Raw genomic sequence first — 14,157 nt, forward strand, 5'->3', positions numbered from 1 at the left:
GGCCCTGTTTCGTATGACGGTTATTCCGGCTGCTGCGGTTGCTGGCGCACCCAGAGGTCGGCGTATTTGACGAAGGTAGAGTGGGCGGAGAGGATCGCCAGCAGCAGCCCCTGCTTGCCATCGAGGAAGCCTGCTTTGAGCAGGTACATCTTGAGGAAGCAGCCAACAGCATGGATCAGCCCCTGACTGAGGGAGCCCTTCTTGCCGCGAGCGGTGCGCTGATCGGCCCAGGCGCGGGCATAACCGGCGGATTTGACCAGATAGTGCTCCAGATCCCGATAGGTGAAGTGGAGCAGGTCGCCATGAATATTGACGATCTTCATGTTGGCCCGCACTTCTACCTTTTCGTGAACCAGCGCCTCGTTGTAGCTGGTGAGCGCCTTGGGATAGAGACGCAGCACCCGATCAGGATACCAGCCGCTGTGGCGGATAAAGCGGCCAAAGACCCAGGATAGGCGCGGGATCGAGTAGATGGTGTCGCTGGCCGGATTGGCCATCACGTTGGCGATGGCGGTTTTCAGCTCGGGGGTGAGCCGCTCGTCGGCATCCAGCCACAGCACCCAGTCGGATTGCACGTGGGACTGGGCCAGTCGGCGCTGTTTGCCAAAGCCGGGCCACTTGGCGTTGACGAAGAAACGGGCGCCAAATTCGGCGGCAATGGCCGGGGTCTCGTCCTGACTGCCGGAGTCCAGAATGACGATCTCGTCCACCAGTCCGTCGAGGGAGGCGAGGCACTTGCGCAGGTTGTCGGCTTCATTCTTGACGATCAGAACGGCAGCCAGAGTCGGTTTTTTCACGAATGTGGGCTCACGGTTATTGCCCGGCTGGCGGGTCGAATGCGTATTGATGGGCCATTCTAACGGAAAAACGGGTCAAAGAGAGAGTCGCCATTGCCCGTTTCTATCAGCTGTGTGCCTGTCTCGTCTCGTCCGGTTGGAAGCGGGGCACCGCTGGAAAAATGGGGTGACGGCAGCGTCTGCCAAGGATCTTCTGTTATTTATCCGACCATTCTTGGGGCATAATCTCGCCCAGTGATGATTAACTGCCGGGCCAGTCCCGAGAGAAGACGCGTGATGAAAATATTGGTGATCGGCCCCTCCTGGGTCGGCGATATGGTGATGTCCCAGAGCCTCTACAAGGCGATCAAGGCCAACCATCCGGAGTGCGAACTGCACGTGATGGCCCCCGCCTGGTGCTGTGCCCTGCTGGAGCGGATGCCGGAGGTGGACAAGGCGATCACCATGCCCCTTGGCCACGGTGACTTCAAACTGGTGGCGCGCCGCCGCCTCGGCAAGCAGCTGGCGGCGGAGAAGTACGATCAGGCTATCGTCCAACCCAACTCCATGAAGTCGGCGCTGATCCCCTGGTTTGCCCGCATTCCGGTGCGTACCGGCTGGAAGGGCGAGAGCCGCTACGGTCTGCTCAACGATATGCGCAGCAACAAGTCCGCTTTCCCGCTGATGGTGGAGGGCTATCTGGCGCTCGCCTATCCCAAGGAGCAGATGAAGAGCCGGGCCGATATTCCGACCATTCCCCATCCCTCTCTGCACGTCGATCTGGTCAACCAGAGCAAGGCGCTGGAGCGGCTGGGGCTGGATCGCGCCCGCCCGGTGCTGGTGCTCTGCCCCGGTGCCGAGTTTGGCCCGGCCAAGCGCTGGCCGGAGGGGCACTATGCCGTGGTGGCCCAGCAGCATCTGGACGAGGGGTGGCAGGTGTGGATCTTCGGCTCCAACAAGGATGTGCCGGTAGCCAATACCATCCGGGATCGGGTCAACCTGCTGACCCGCCCCAACTGCCACGTGCTGGCGGGCAAGACCAGCCTGCACGAGGCGATCGATCTGATGGCGCTGGCCAGCCGGGTCATCTCCAACGACTCCGGCCTGATGCACATCGCCGCCGCCCTCAACCGGCCGCTGGTGGGCGTCTATGGCTCCACCTCACCGCTCTACACCCCGCCGCTGGCGGATCGGGTCGAGATCGTTCACACCGACATCGAGTGTCGCCCCTGCTTCAAGCGCACCTGCAAGTTCGGCCATCTCAAGTGCCTGATCGACCTGGCGCCGGAGCAGGTGGTCGATGCCTGCAAGAAGCTGGAGCAGAGTCAGTAAGATGCCCTACCGTCTGCTCTACAACCTGCTGATCCATCTGGGATTGCCGCTGGCGCTGCTGGCCCTCTACAAGCCGAAGAAAGGCAAGCCCGGCTTTGGCAAGCGCTGGGCCGAGCATCTCGGGCGGCTGCCCGCCACCGGACAGGAGGCGCCGCTCTGGATCCATGCGGTGAGCGTGGGGGAGACGCTGGCCATCACGCCGCTCATTCGCGCCCTCAAGGCGGAGCGGCCCGATCTGCCGATCCTGCTCACCACCACCACCCGCACCGGTGCCGATCAGGCTGCCAAGCTGGGGGATCTGGTGATCCATCGCTACGCGCCACTCGACTACCCCTGGGCCATTGCCGCCTTTCTCGACACCTTCAAGCCGCGCGCGCTCTGGGTGATGGAGACCGAGTTGTGGCCGAACTGGCTGGCCGCCTGCGAGGCGCGCCATTTGCCGGTGACCATCATCAACGCCCGTCTTTCCGAGCGCTCCTGCCAGCGTTATGCCCGTTTCCACGGCGCCTTCGACGTCCTGAGCCGGCCGCTGACCCATCTGCTCTGCCAGCATCAGGATGACGCCGACCGCTTCACCCGCCTCGGTATCGAGCGTTCGCGGCTGGCGGTGACCGGCTCCATCAAGTTCGATATCCAGTTTGGTGACGAGGTGCAGGCAAAAGGGCGCGCCCTGCGCCAGCAGTTGGGGGCGGATCGGCCGGTCTGGATCGCGGCCAGCACCCATCAGGGTGAGGACGAGCAGGTGCTGGCCGCCTTCGATCTGCTGCTCAAACGCCATCCCGATGCGCTGCTCATTCTGGTACCGCGCCACCCCGAGCGGTTCGACCGGGTGGCCGAGCTGTGTGCCCCTTATAGCTGCGTGCGGCGCACTGATGGTGCTGTGGTGCGTGCGGAGGATAAGGTCTATCTCGGCGATACCATGGGCGAGCTGCCGCTGATGCTGGCGGCGGCCGATGTGGCCTTTGTTGGCGGTAGTCTGGTGAAGATCGGCGGTCACAACCTGCTGGAGCCGGCAGCCCTCGGCAAGCCCTGCCTGACTGGGCCCGCCTACTTCAACTTCAGCGACATCACCCGCCAGCTGGTGGCTCAGGGGGGCGCCGCCATCGTGGCCGGTCCCGCCGAGCTGGGCGAGCGGGTGAGCCAGCTGTTTGCCGACGGCAACGCCCGCCGCGAGATGGGGGAGCAGGCCCGCGCCGTGGTGCTGCGCAATCAGGGAGCCCTGGCGCGAACCCTCTCGCACTGCCTCACTGCGCTGGAGAACGACTGATTTTCAGCCTTTCATACATCTCAGCCATAAAAAAACGGAGCGCGATGCGCTCCGTTTTGTTTTTGGCGGTGACCGGAATTAGCGAACGATCAGTCCCAGCAGGATGCCGACCACACCGAAGTCGGAGTCGCTGAAGGTGGTGTTGGCGAAACCGAGGTCGCCCAGCACCGGCAGCAGGAACACCGGCAGAATGGTGAGCAGCAGCAGGCCGTTGGCGAAGGCACCCAGAATGGCGCCGCGACGACCACCGGTGGCGTTGCCGAAGACCCCGGCAGCAGCGCCGACGAAGAAGTGCGGTACCACGCCCGGGATGATGACGGTCAGGCCCATGGCGTAGAGCAGCGCCATCCCCACCAGACCGGCGGCAAAGCTCGACAGGAAGCCGATCAGCACGGCGTTGGGGGCGTAGGGGAAGACGATGGGGCAGTCGAGTGCCGGCTTGGCGTTCGGTACCAGCTTGTCGGAGATCCCCTTGAAGGCCGGTACGATCTCGGCGATGACCATCCGCACACCTTGCAGGATGACGTAGACACCGGCGGCGAAGGTGATGGACTGCATCAGGGAGAACATGAACCAGTGCTTGCCCTTGGCGACGCTGGAGACAAACTCGGGGCCGGCGAAGGCGGAGGTCACCAGGAAGATGATACCCATGGTGAAGGAGATGGCCACCGGGGTATCGCGCAGGAACAGCAGGCTCTTGGGCACCTGCACATCTTCGCAGCTGTGGGCCTTGTTGCCGAACTTGGCGCCGATCAGGGCGGAGAGCACGTAGGAGCAGGTGGAGAAGTGGCCCAGCGCCACGTCGTCGGAGCCGGTGATCTGCTTCATGAAGGGGTGGGCGATGGCCGGGAAGAAGACCATGGCGACGCCGACCACCAGACTGCCCACCGCGATCAGCGGCACGCCGCTCATGCCGCCGGCAGAGAGGATCACCGCCACCATCATCGACATGAACAGGGTGTGGTGACCGGTCAGGAAGATGAATTTCCACGGGGTCAGACGGGCGATCAGGATGTTCACCAGCATGGCGAAGAACATGATCATCGCCATCTCCTTGCCAAACGAGGTCTGGGCGATGGAGACGATGGCTTCGTTGTTGGGCACGACCCCCTTGATGCCGAAGGCGTGCTGGAAGATGACGGCAAAGTCACCCAGCGAGTTGATCACCAGGGTGGCACCGGCCCCCAGAATGACGAAACCCATGATGGTCTTGACCGTGCCCTTGATGCACTCGGTCACCGGTTTCTTCTGGGCAATCAGGCCGATAAGCGCGATCAGGCCGACCAGCACGGCGGGCTCGGACAGCACGTCAAACATCAGAAAGTTGAAAAATTCCATGGTCAGCTCCTGGCAATGGAAGATGCGGCCCGCAGGCCGCATGGAGGATCCTTAGAGGGCGCCCAGTTCGCGCAGGGCGGTGGCGAGCTTCTCTTTCATCGCGGCCTTGTCGACCATGTTGTCGAGGGCCACCAGACGGCCGTTGACGCCCATGCTCTCTAACTGCTCGGCGATGTCGCGGGTGGCGACAAAGATCTCGGCGGTTTCGCTGCCGGCGGAGGCCAGATCGCGATGATCCACTTCGGCGGTGACTGTCAGCTCTTTCAGGATGCTCTTGATGCTCATCTCCATCATCAGGCTGGTGCCCAGACCGTGACCGCATACAACCAGAATTTTCATTGTCTCTTCCTCTGTCAGGTGCGCCGTGGCGCAGATCAGTAGCGCGCCAGAATGCGCAGGATGTCGTCTTTGGTGTCGGCCGCGATAATGGCCGCCACGTCCTCTTCATTCATAAACAGCTCGGCCAGCTGGGCGATGGTCTCCACGTGGGAGTTGCTGTCGCTGGCGGCCAGGGTGATCAGCAGCCGGATCGGGTCGTTGCCCTCGGAGTCGAAATTGACCCCCTGCTTGATGACGGTCAGCCCCAGACCCAGTCGGTTGACACCGTCCTCGGGGCGGGCATGGGGCATCGCCAGACCGGGGCCCAGCACGTAGTAGGGGCCGAGCTCTTCATGAGAGCGAAACAGCGCCGCCACGTAGGAGGGTTCGATGGTGCCATTGGCCAGCAGGGGCGCCGTCGCCAGTTCGATGGCGTGACGCCAGTCGCGGGCTGCGGGTTCGATGCGGATGACATCCTCGGTCAGCAGTTGAGTCAGCATGGTGGTGATCCGGCTAGTTAAGATGGCGCCAATCTATCGATCTTGCGGTGGTGAAACTGTGAGGGTGATCGCGAAAGTTAGCGCTATCAGATAGCGCTAACATCAAACTGTGATAGCGCTATCAGATAGCGCTAACATCAAACTGTGATAGCGCTATCACTTCACCCACTAACGGGAGTCATCCTGCCCTCATTGTGGGGGAAAGAGAGTAGAATCGGCCCTGAGCAAATGGTCAGTGGCGCTCTTTTGCCTTAAAGTGAGCAGCCGCAAGTCGAGGATGGGATGGATGTCAGAAGCAAAGAAGCGCCGTAGCACGGGTCGGGTGACCCTCAACGATGTGGCCCAGCTGGCCGGTGTGGGGGCCATGACGGTCTCCCGTGCCCTGCGCACGCCGGAGATGGTCTCCGACAGGATGCGCGAGCGCATCGAAGCGGCGGTGGAAGAGCTCGGCTATATCCCCAATCGGGCCGCCGGGGCGCTGGCCTCTGCGACTTCCCAGACCATCGTAGTGATCGTCCCCAGCCTGGCGGAAGCGGGCTGTGGCGAGATGATCGCGGGCCTGCAACAGACCCTGCTTGAGGAGGGGTATCAGATCATGCTGGGGGATGCCCAGCATCTGAAACAGCAGGAAGAGAGCTTGCTGACCAGCTTTTTGCAGCACAATCCGGCGGCGGTGGTGCTGTTTGGTGGCGATCCCGGCGAGACGATCCGTACCCGCCTGAAAGCCTCCCGCCTGCCGGTGGTGGAAGTGGGTGCTATGGCCCGCAGTCCCATCGACATGAATGTGGGAGTCTCCAACTTCGATGCCGGTTATCAGCTCACCCGCCACCTTATCGAGCGGGGCTACCGCAATATCGGTTTTCTCTGTGCCCGTCAGGAGCAGTGGATGCTGCAACAGCGGATGCAGGGCTGGCAGAAGGCGCTGCTCGACAACTACCTCTCCCCCGATGCCATCATCAACACCTCGGAGCGGCCCAGCTTCAGCACCGGTGCCACCATGCTGGGTGAATTTCTGCTGCGCTGGCCCGAGCTGGACGCGCTGATCTGCGTTAACGACGAACTGGCGGCTGGGGTACTGTTCGAGTGCCAGCGTCGCCATTTGAATGTGCCGGGCAAACTCGCCATCGCGGGATTTGACGATCTGGATGTGGCGCGCGCCTGTTATCCTACCCTTACTTCGGTCAGGATCCCCTATCGCAAAATGGGACAGGAGGCTGCCGAGCTGATCCTGCGCCAACTGGCCGGGGAGCCCGTGATGGGCACCGCTCTGGCTCTCGATTTTCAACTGCAAAAGCGTCAAAGCAGCTGATCCCCGTTTCACACGTCATCAAAGAGGCAACCATGTTCAAGGCTCTGTTACTGGAAAACCAAGACGGCAAGACTGTTCCGACTCTGACTCGGCTGACCGAGAGCCAGTTGCCGGAAGGTGAAGTGCGGGTGGCGGTCGCTTACAGCTCGATCAACTACAAGGATGGGTTGGCCATAACCGGCAAGGGCAAGATTGTGCGTCAGTGGCCGCTGGTGCCCGGTATCGACTTCGCCGGTACCGTGCTCGAGTCTGCCGACAGCCGCTATCAGCCCGGCGACAAGGTGGTGCTGACCGGTTGGGGCGTGGGCGAAGGGCACTGGGGCGGTATGGCCGAACAGGCGCGGGTCAAGGGGGACTGGCTGGTGCCATTGCCCGTTGGGCTGGATGAACGGCAGGCCATGTGCATCGGTACCGCCGGTCTCACCGCCATGCTCTGCGTGCTGGCACTGGAAGAGGCGGGCATTACTCCCGAAAGCGGCGAGGTGCTGGTCACCGGCGCGGCTGGCGGCGTGGGTGCCACCTCGGTTGCCCTGCTGGCAGCCCTTGGCTATCAGGTGGCGGCGCTGACCGGTCGTCCCGAAGAGCAGGGCGCCATGCTGACCGCACTGGGTGCCAGCCGCATCGTGCCGCGCAGCGAGCTGCTGGTGCCTGCCAAACCGCTGGAAAAACAGCTGTGGGCCGCTGCCATCGATACCGTCGGCAGTCAGGTGCTGGCCAAGCTGCTGGCTCAGATGAACTATGGCGGCGCTGTGGCGGCCTGCGGGCTGGCGGGCGGCTTCGATCTGCCTACCAGTGTGATGCCCTTTATCCTGCGCAACGTGCGGTTGCAGGGGGTCGATTCGGTGATGTGCCCGTTTGAACGTCGTCAACTGGCGTGGCAGCGACTGGCACGGGATCTGCCCGCCAGCTTCTTTGAACAGGCGGTTACCGAGATTGGGCTGGAACAGGTAGTCGAGGCCGCCGAGGCCATCACGCAAGGCCAGATCGCCGGTCGGACTCTGGTCAAACTTTGAACTCTCTCTGACTGGCGAGCCCGACAATTCCGGATAAAATTGGAGTGCGGGTGAACTATCCAAGGAGAGTGAAGATGGGTGGACACAAGCCGGATTACGACTCCTCTGATGATGATTGGGAGCCGGATTCCTGGGAAGAAGAGCTGGATCAGTGGGAAGATGAAAGCTGGCAAGATGATGACACTTTCGATGACCAGTGAACCACGGCATTGAACGAACAGGCGGGCTTTGGGCCCGCCTGATTTTTTTTGCCGCGCTCACATGGCTGAGCGTTCGTCCTTGGTCAGGGGCGGGCTGCTGGGTAGAATGAACTGCCCAAATGACGCTCAAGGATGACTATGCGACTCACCATCATATTGTTGGCTGCCCTGCTGGGTGGCTGTGTCTCCAACGATGATCCCTGCGAGAAGGTGTGGAGTGAGGTGGGGGAGGCGGATGGCAAGCTGGGCTTCACCACCGAGCGGATCGAGTTCCATCAGAGCCAGTGTGGCAAGAAGGTAGATGCCGAACTGTGGAAGCAGGGACATCAGAAGGGATTGGCATGGTATTGCCGCCCCGAGCATCTCTATCTGGCTGGCCGTTCCGGCGAGGAGTATCGCGGCGTTTGCCCGAATGATATCCAGGCGCGCAGATTGTTCGAACAGGGGCGTCAGGGGTGGACCGATCAATAACACCGTGACAGGGAGGGGCGTTACTCCTCTTTCAAACGCAGCGGCTGGCAGAGGTAACCCTTGTCATTGGCACTGCGGGCACACTTGCTGCAGACAAACTTGGGTTTGCGGACTATCTTGCGCAACGCCTTGAGATCGGTGGGGATCTCGTGACGGCGCCATTCACACAGGGTTTTGCTGCCCATAACGACTACCTCTACGACTTGACGGCCGTATTGTAATCGATTTTCATTTCGAATAAACCGGCAAAGCTCGCTTATTGGCCGATATGCCAATAAGCGATTGTTTCGGGAGGGATTACTGGTAGAGGAACTTGGTGAAGATAAGCTCGCGCACCGCTTTCTTGCCGGTCTCTTTCACCAGCAGTTCGTTGACGGTTGTCTCGCACTCCTTGCGCAGCTCTTCTCGGTTGGTCAGGGACTTCACTTGATCGGCATTTTTGCTGCCAATCAGGCGGATGATGGCATCGCGGATCAGCGGGTCATGCTGCTCCAGCAGCTTGAGGTCGGCTTCGTTTTCCGCCATCAGCTCTACTGTGACCCGGATATAACCGAGGGTTTTGCTATCACTCAGGTAGTTGGTGATGATGTCGGGATCGAGTGCATGGTAGGAGAAACCAGGCTTGGCAGCCCCCTCTGCGCCCTCGGCGGGCGGCTCATCTTCAGCCAGAGCTTGCTGCTGCAGGGCGCCACAGCTCAGTAACAACACCAGCAGAATTTTGAATATCTTCATATAGATGGCTCATCAGCAAGAGATAACCCATTTTTGATGTTGCCATCGGGGTCGTCAAGCACGGATGTTCTTACATTTCGCTATTGATTTACGGATAATAAACCGGATTTTAACCTGAACACGGAAATCTCTGGATGGTGAAGCTGTGAAGTCCGAGTTGACTGTTCCCCTCACGCCCTTAAGCGGGTGGCTGGCCCCCGAATGTTGCGAATTGCCCGCCAGCTTGCGCCCCTGGCTGCTGGAGCCCGGCTCCATGACTCGGCGGCTGCGTCAGCACAATCGCCACTTTTCGGTGGAGTGGCTGGGCAATCACCCGGTCGCCCTTACTGCCGATGAGCAGTGGCTGGTGGATTCGGCCTCGCCGGCCGGTACCTGCCGCGAGGTGATCCTGCACGGGGATCGTGGGCCCGCCGTGCTGGGCTGGACCCTGTTTGCCGATGACGCACTGCAAGGGAGCGGCATTGCCGAGCTTGGCGAGCAGCCGCTGGGTGAGCGGGTATTTGGCCATGAGCCTGCCCGCCGCGATCACCTGCAACTGGCCCGTTTCGATATTGCCGCCAATCCCCGTTGTCCGGCCGCCACTGTCTGGGGGCGTCGTTCCCGTCTGTTTCTGGGGCAGTGGCCACTGCTGGTGCACGAGCTGTTTCTGCCCTCTCTCGTCTGTGACAAGGAGCTGGAGTGAATCTGTTAACCAAGGAGCGGGGACTTGCCTATATGCAGTTGGCCCGCGTCGACAAACCCATAGGTACTCTGCTGCTGCTGTGGCCAACCCTGTGGGCGCTCTGGCTGGCCGCTGGTGGCCTGCCCAATCTCTGGGTGCTGACCGTGTTTGTGGTCGGCGTCTTTCTGATGCGCTCGGCAGGGTGCGTGATCAACGATTATGCGGATCGCAACTTCGACGGTCATGTCAAACGCACCGCTGGTCGCCCCTTGCCCACGGGCAGAGTCAAGCCGTGGGAGGTGCTGGCGCTCTTCTTCGTGCTGGCGCTTATTTCGTTTGGTCTGGTGCTGACCATGAATCCGCTCACCATCGGTCTGTCGTTTGTCGCCCTGCTGCTGGCAGTGAGCTACCCCTTCATGAAGCGCTTTATCTCCAATCCCCAGCTGGTGCTCGGGATGGCCTTCTCCTGGTCGATCCCGATGGCCTATGCGGCGCAGGCGGATGCCCTGCCGCTGGTGGCCTGGCTGCTCTTCTTCGCCAACCTGCTCTGGACCGTGGCTTACGACACCCAGTACGCCATGGTGGATCGGGATGACGACCTCAAGATCGGCCTCAAATCCAGCGCCATCCTGTTTGGCCGTTACGACAAGCGGATCATCGGCGCACTGCAACTCTCGACGCTGCTGCTGTTGCTGGCGGTCGGGCAACTGATGACGCTGGGGGGCTGGTATTACTGGGGATTGCTGGGGGCGGCGGTGCTGTTTGTCTATCAGCAGCGGCTCATTCGCGAGCGGCAGCGAGAAGCCTGCTTCCAGGCGTTTCTCAACAACAACTATGTGGGAGCGCTGGTGTTTGCCGGTCTGGTGCTCGACTACCTGCTGGCGTGACATGTTCCCGCGCAGACTCCGATAAAAAAAGAAGGCCGCATCATGCGGCCTTCTTTGTTTGCGTTGCAGATCAGAGCTGATTGCCTGCCTGAATGGTGCGGCGGATCTTGTTGCTCAGCAGCGGCACTATGTTGTCGGCCAGCGCCTGGAAGCGGCCGAGATCCGGCTTGCACTCGGGGGAGAGGTAACCCTCTTTGCGCAGCGTGTGGATCAGGGTGCTGAACAGCTTCTGGTCGAAGAACTCGGGGGCGTTGATGCCGTGCAGGGTGCCGAGGCGCTCTGCCATCATCAGGCCGTCCGCCTCCAGCTGCTCCGCCTCGATATGAGGCTGTGCCAGCACCCGGGTCAGCACGATGGCGTAGCGTTGCAGGGTCTCCTGAATGCTCTCCGCCAGCAGCAGCAGGCGCATCTGGTTGGCCGGATTGACCCAGTAGCCGTCATCGCGGGTCTCGATCAGCTGCTGGGTTTGCAGTGCGTCGAGCAGGCTGTCGACCAGCGCTGGCAGCTCATCCTCTTCATAACGCAGGAACAGCTCGGTCTTGAGCAGCGGATAGATGTCGATGCAACGAGCCATGATCTCGCTGCGGGAGATCCCCTCGCACCGTTCGATCAGTGCCGCCACCAGAGAGGGCATGGCAAACAGGTGGAGGATGTTGTTGCGGTAGTAGGTCAGCAGGATCGCCTGATAGCGGTCGAGACTGATGATCTGCCCCAGCTTGTCCTCGCTGACCTCGAACTTGTTGAGCTCCATCGCCTGATCCAGCAGGGTCTTGGCATCCTCATCCGGAATGGTGCTCTGCGGGCTGTAAGGCACCGCCTTGAGCAGATCCAGATAGGTGTTGAGCTGGGCCTGCAATTCATCGCGGGTCAGGGCGTGGCGCTCGGCGGCCAGCAGCGCCAGCGCGCTCAGGGTCAGGCCGTTGACCGCGGCAGCGCCGTTGATGCGGGTCATCAGCAGTTCGGCCAGATTGTTGACAGTGCCCGCCATCCACTCCGGACGCTCCTCTTCCCCGATGTGCTTTTTCCAGTCGGGGATGTGTTCGCTCAGGTAGCTGTTGAGGGTCAGCGGTTCGCCGAAGTTGACGAAACCACGGCCGTAGTTGCGCAGCTTGCGCAGGATGCCGAGCACCTGCAGGAAGCTCTCTTTCTCCTTGCGGCTACCCTTGAGCTCGTTGTGGTAGGTGTTCACCTCCATCACGTGCTCGTAGCCCAGATAGACAGGCACCAGAGTGACCGGCCTGTCCAGCCCGCGCATCATCGCCTGCAGGGTCATCGCCAGCATGCCGGTCTTGGGCGGCAGCAGACGGCCGGTACGGGAGCGACCGCCTTCGGTGAAGAACTCTACCGAGTAACCCTTGGCAAACAGCAGGTTGAGGTATTCCCGGAATACCGTGCTGTAGAGCGGGTTGCCCTTGAAGGTGCGGCGAATGAAGAAGGCGCCGCCGTGGCGGAAAATCGGGCCCGCCGGCCAGAAGTTGAGGTTGATGCCTGCCGCGATATGGGGCGGCACCATCCCCTGGTGGTAGATGACGTAGGAGAGCAGCAGGTAGTCCATGTGGCTGCGGTGGCAGGGAACGTAGACGATCTCGTGCCCCTCCTGCGCCAGCTGGCGTACCTTCTCGGCGCCATTGACCGACAAACCGCGGTAGAGCTTGTTCCACAGCCAGCCGAGGAAGCTCTCGCCCAGGCGGATCAGCCGGTAGGAGAAGTTGGAGGCGATCTCGTCCATGTAGCCATGGGCGCGCTTTTGCGCCTTCTCGAGGCTGATCCCTTCGCGCTGGGCCTCCTCTTCAATCGCCTGCTGGATCACCGCGGAGTCGAGCAACTGCTTGAACAGCAGGTTGCGGTTCGGCAGTTTCGGGCCGGTGGCGGCCAGCTGCTGGCGGCTGAAGTGGGTACGTGCCACTCGTGCCAGCTTGTGGGCGATGGCCTCGTCGGTGCCGTGCTTGTCGGCCATGTAGCGCAGGGAGAGCGGCGGCGAGAAGCGCACCAGATTCTCGCGACCCTTGAGGATCACGATGAGCGCCTTCTTCAGCCGGTTCGGCGCCAGGCTGCTGATGATGTTGAGGCCTGAGGCTTCTTCCCCTTCCCGACCCGGAGCACGGCCCCAGAACAGGGTGACGGGCACCACCTGGATATCCAGTGCGGGATCCTGCTTGTGCAGATCCAGCAGCTGGTGGAACTCCTGCAGGAAGGGGAGCGGTTTGCTGCGTTTGCCAAACAGGGGAGGCGGACGATCCAGACAGACATAGCGCGGCAGCAGCTGGCCGTTCAGTTCCAGCGGCGTGAAGGGACCGGGCAGACCGAGATCCTCGCAGCACTGCTGCAGGGTCATCAGGTCGGTGATCGAACTGGTTTTCAGGGCATAGACGATGGGTCTGGCCGGATCCAGATTGAGTTCTGTGATGGGATTTTCCGGCAGGCTCTTGTGATTGACCAAGCCGCTGACCGGCCATTGCAAGATGGCTCTGGAAATCTTCTGTCCTAGGGACATGTGCGTCTGCTCTCCAAAAAAATGCGGCGTGAGCATAGCAAATCGACAGTCCCTTGTCGCCGAGAGGTACGATGAGTCGGCTGCGCAGGATCAAAACAGCAGTAAATGAGGGGTTGGTTGCGACAAATGTCAGCTGCGCCTTGCCTTGGCCACTGCACTGTATATACTGCCAGTGTGCTGTATAAAAAGACAGGTGCCAATTCTATGAAACCCCTTACCCCCCGCCAGGCCGAAGTGCTGGAGCTGATCAAGGTGAACATGAGCGAGACCGGTATGCCGCCGACTCGTGCCGAGATTGCCCAGAAGCTTGGTTTCAAGTCGGCCAATGCGGCCGAAGAACATCTGAAGGCCCTGGCCAAAAAAGGGGTCATCGAGATCATGCCGGGCACGTCCCGCGGCATTCGCCTGTTGCTCGAAGAGGAAGAGGTGCTGGAAGAGAGCGGCCTGCCGCTCATCGGCAAGGTGGCTGCCGGTGAACCTATCCTGGCTCAGGAGCATATCGAGAGCCACTATCAGGTGGATCCCGCCCTGTTCCACCCGCGCGCAGATTTTCTGCTGCGGGTGCAGGGGATGAGCATGAAGAACATCGGCATTCTGGATGGCGATCTGCTGGCGGTGCACAAGACCCAGGAGGTGCGCAACGGTCAGGTGGTGGTCGCCCGTCTCGATGAGGATGTTACCGTCAAGCGCTTCCAGCGCAAGGGCAGTCAGGTATGGCTGCTGCCGGAGAATGAAGAGCTCTCCCCCATCGAGGTGGATCTCTCCTGCCAGCAGCTCACCATCGAAGGACTGGCGGTCGGGGTGATCCGCAACGCCGACTGGATGTAGTCATCCCCGCCAACTGCGTTTGCCACACGGC

Annotated in this window: 16 protein-coding genes; 9 read left to right on the forward strand and 7 right to left on the reverse strand. The window is 61.4% G+C overall.

Going from position 1 to position 14,157, the window contains the following annotated elements; translation table 11 throughout:
* Positions 1 to 20: 20 nt before the first annotated feature.
* A complete protein-coding gene (locus I6L46_RS17555; protein WP_005339515.1) occupies positions 21 to 797 on the reverse strand; it encodes a glycosyltransferase family 2 protein in 777 nt (258 codons plus the stop codon).
* Between the two features lie 276 nt (positions 798 to 1,073).
* On the opposite strand from I6L46_RS17555, the gene waaF reads away from it, so the two are divergent.
* A complete protein-coding gene (waaF, locus tag I6L46_RS17560) occupies positions 1,074 to 2,108 on the forward strand; it encodes a lipopolysaccharide heptosyltransferase II (RefSeq protein WP_216976535.1) in 1,035 nt (344 codons plus the stop codon).
* Between the two features lies 1 nt (position 2,109).
* Positions 2,110 to 3,375, forward strand: coding sequence for a lipid IV(A) 3-deoxy-D-manno-octulosonic acid transferase (gene waaA, locus I6L46_RS17565; RefSeq protein ID WP_216976537.1), 1,266 nt, complete (start codon positions 2,110 to 2,112; stop codon positions 3,373 to 3,375).
* 78 nt (positions 3,376 to 3,453) lie between these two features.
* Here waaA and I6L46_RS17570 read toward each other — a convergent pair whose 3' ends face one another.
* The 3 genes from I6L46_RS17570 to I6L46_RS17580 are packed head-to-tail and all read right to left on the reverse strand — an operon-like array spanning position 3,454 to position 5,531.
* Entirely contained in the window at positions 3,454 to 4,713 is a 1,260-nt protein-coding gene (locus I6L46_RS17570) for a PTS ascorbate transporter subunit IIC (RefSeq protein ID WP_042030406.1), read from the reverse strand.
* A 51-nt stretch (positions 4,714 to 4,764) separates the two neighbouring features.
* A complete protein-coding gene (locus tag I6L46_RS17575; RefSeq protein ID WP_158114379.1) occupies positions 4,765 to 5,052 on the reverse strand; it encodes a PTS sugar transporter subunit IIB in 288 nt (95 codons plus the stop codon).
* A 35-nt stretch (positions 5,053 to 5,087) separates the two neighbouring features.
* Positions 5,088 to 5,531 carry a PTS sugar transporter subunit IIA gene (locus tag I6L46_RS17580; protein WP_005356016.1) on the reverse strand — a complete coding sequence of 148 codons (444 nt, stop codon included), beginning with the start codon at positions 5,529 to 5,531 and terminating at the stop codon, positions 5,088 to 5,090.
* A 286-nt stretch (positions 5,532 to 5,817) separates the two neighbouring features.
* Between I6L46_RS17580 and I6L46_RS17585 the strand changes: the two genes are divergently transcribed.
* From I6L46_RS17585 to I6L46_RS17595, 4 genes are all read left to right on the forward strand, one after another.
* A complete protein-coding gene (locus tag I6L46_RS17585) occupies positions 5,818 to 6,840 on the forward strand; it encodes a LacI family DNA-binding transcriptional regulator (RefSeq protein WP_047434109.1) in 1,023 nt (340 codons plus the stop codon).
* Positions 6,841 to 6,872: 32 nt separating this feature from the next.
* Positions 6,873 to 7,853: an MDR family oxidoreductase gene (locus I6L46_RS17590; RefSeq protein ID WP_158114378.1), complete on the forward strand. Its 981-nt coding sequence runs from the start codon at positions 6,873 to 6,875 to the stop codon at positions 7,851 to 7,853.
* 74 nt (positions 7,854 to 7,927) lie between these two features.
* Complete coding sequence (locus I6L46_RS20790; protein WP_005339521.1) at positions 7,928 to 8,053, forward strand: hypothetical protein; 126 nt, start codon at positions 7,928 to 7,930, stop codon at positions 8,051 to 8,053.
* A 138-nt stretch (positions 8,054 to 8,191) separates the two neighbouring features.
* Positions 8,192 to 8,524 (forward strand): DUF2799 domain-containing protein, encoded by a 333-nt coding sequence (locus I6L46_RS17595; protein ID WP_216976540.1) that lies wholly within the window; start codon positions 8,192 to 8,194, stop codon positions 8,522 to 8,524.
* A gap of 20 nt (positions 8,525 to 8,544) precedes the next feature.
* On the opposite strand, the gene I6L46_RS17600 is transcribed toward I6L46_RS17595, so the two are convergent.
* On the reverse strand, positions 8,545 to 8,709 hold the full coding sequence (locus I6L46_RS17600) for a hypothetical protein (protein WP_005339525.1): 165 nt from the start codon (positions 8,707 to 8,709) through the stop codon (positions 8,545 to 8,547).
* 112 nt (positions 8,710 to 8,821) lie between these two features.
* Positions 8,822 to 9,256 carry a flagellar basal body-associated protein FliL gene (locus I6L46_RS17605; protein ID WP_005339527.1) on the reverse strand — a complete coding sequence of 145 codons (435 nt, stop codon included), beginning with the start codon at positions 9,254 to 9,256 and terminating at the stop codon, positions 8,822 to 8,824.
* A 145-nt stretch (positions 9,257 to 9,401) separates the two neighbouring features.
* Between I6L46_RS17605 and I6L46_RS17610 the strand changes: the two genes are divergently transcribed.
* Together I6L46_RS17610 and ubiA are read left to right on the forward strand one after the other, a co-directional pair.
* On the forward strand, positions 9,402 to 9,938 hold the full coding sequence (locus tag I6L46_RS17610; protein WP_005339534.1) for a chorismate lyase: 537 nt from the start codon (positions 9,402 to 9,404) through the stop codon (positions 9,936 to 9,938).
* Positions 9,935 to 10,804 carry a 4-hydroxybenzoate octaprenyltransferase gene (gene ubiA, locus I6L46_RS17615; RefSeq protein WP_005339536.1) on the forward strand — a complete coding sequence of 290 codons (870 nt, stop codon included), beginning with the start codon at positions 9,935 to 9,937 and terminating at the stop codon, positions 10,802 to 10,804. Before I6L46_RS17610 ends, ubiA begins: the two co-directional genes overlap by 4 nt.
* Before the next feature lie 70 nt (positions 10,805 to 10,874).
* Here the strand turns inward: ubiA and plsB are convergent, their stop codons facing one another.
* On the reverse strand, positions 10,875 to 13,298 hold the full coding sequence (gene plsB / locus I6L46_RS17620) for a glycerol-3-phosphate 1-O-acyltransferase PlsB (protein WP_139733740.1): 2,424 nt from the start codon (positions 13,296 to 13,298) through the stop codon (positions 10,875 to 10,877).
* Between the two features lie 204 nt (positions 13,299 to 13,502).
* Here plsB and lexA point away from each other — a divergent pair, with 204 nt between their 5' ends.
* Positions 13,503 to 14,126 (forward strand): transcriptional repressor LexA, encoded by a 624-nt coding sequence (lexA, locus tag I6L46_RS17625; protein WP_005339540.1) that lies wholly within the window; start codon positions 13,503 to 13,505, stop codon positions 14,124 to 14,126.
* Positions 14,127 to 14,157 lie beyond the last annotated feature (31 nt).

This window comes from Aeromonas sp. FDAARGOS 1416 (assembly GCF_019048085.1).
In the GTDB taxonomy this organism is placed as follows: Bacteria; Pseudomonadota; Gammaproteobacteria; order Enterobacterales; family Aeromonadaceae; genus Aeromonas; species Aeromonas veronii.

What these genes read in the sequence shown, in the direction of transcription:
- I6L46_RS17580 (WP_005356016.1), bottom strand. Translation starts at nt 5,531, where the DNA reads ATGCTGACTCAACTGCTGACCGAGGATGTCATCCGCATCGAACCCGCA.
- I6L46_RS17600 (WP_005339525.1), bottom strand. Translation starts at nt 8,709, where the DNA reads ATGGGCAGCAAAACCCTGTGTGAATGGCGCCGTCACGAGATCCCCACC.
- I6L46_RS17575 (WP_158114379.1), bottom strand. Translation starts at nt 5,052, where the DNA reads ATGAAAATTCTGGTTGTATGCGGTCACGGTCTGGGCACCAGCCTGATG.
- plsB (WP_139733740.1), bottom strand. Translation starts at nt 13,298, where the DNA reads ATGTCCCTAGGACAGAAGATTTCCAGAGCCATCTTGCAATGGCCGGTC.
- I6L46_RS17605 (WP_005339527.1), bottom strand. Translation starts at nt 9,256, where the DNA reads ATGAAGATATTCAAAATTCTGCTGGTGTTGTTACTGAGCTGTGGCGCC.
- waaA (WP_216976537.1), top strand. Translation starts at nt 2,110, where the DNA reads ATGCCCTACCGTCTGCTCTACAACCTGCTGATCCATCTGGGATTGCCG.
- I6L46_RS17590 (WP_158114378.1), top strand. Translation starts at nt 6,873, where the DNA reads ATGTTCAAGGCTCTGTTACTGGAAAACCAAGACGGCAAGACTGTTCCG.
- I6L46_RS20790 (WP_005339521.1), top strand. Translation starts at nt 7,928, where the DNA reads ATGGGTGGACACAAGCCGGATTACGACTCCTCTGATGATGATTGGGAG.
- I6L46_RS17585 (WP_047434109.1), top strand. Translation starts at nt 5,818, where the DNA reads ATGTCAGAAGCAAAGAAGCGCCGTAGCACGGGTCGGGTGACCCTCAAC.
- lexA (WP_005339540.1), top strand. Translation starts at nt 13,503, where the DNA reads ATGAAACCCCTTACCCCCCGCCAGGCCGAAGTGCTGGAGCTGATCAAG.
- I6L46_RS17595 (WP_216976540.1), top strand. Translation starts at nt 8,192, where the DNA reads ATGCGACTCACCATCATATTGTTGGCTGCCCTGCTGGGTGGCTGTGTC.
- I6L46_RS17570 (WP_042030406.1), bottom strand. Translation starts at nt 4,713, where the DNA reads ATGGAATTTTTCAACTTTCTGATGTTTGACGTGCTGTCCGAGCCCGCC.
- waaF (WP_216976535.1), top strand. Translation starts at nt 1,074, where the DNA reads ATGAAAATATTGGTGATCGGCCCCTCCTGGGTCGGCGATATGGTGATG.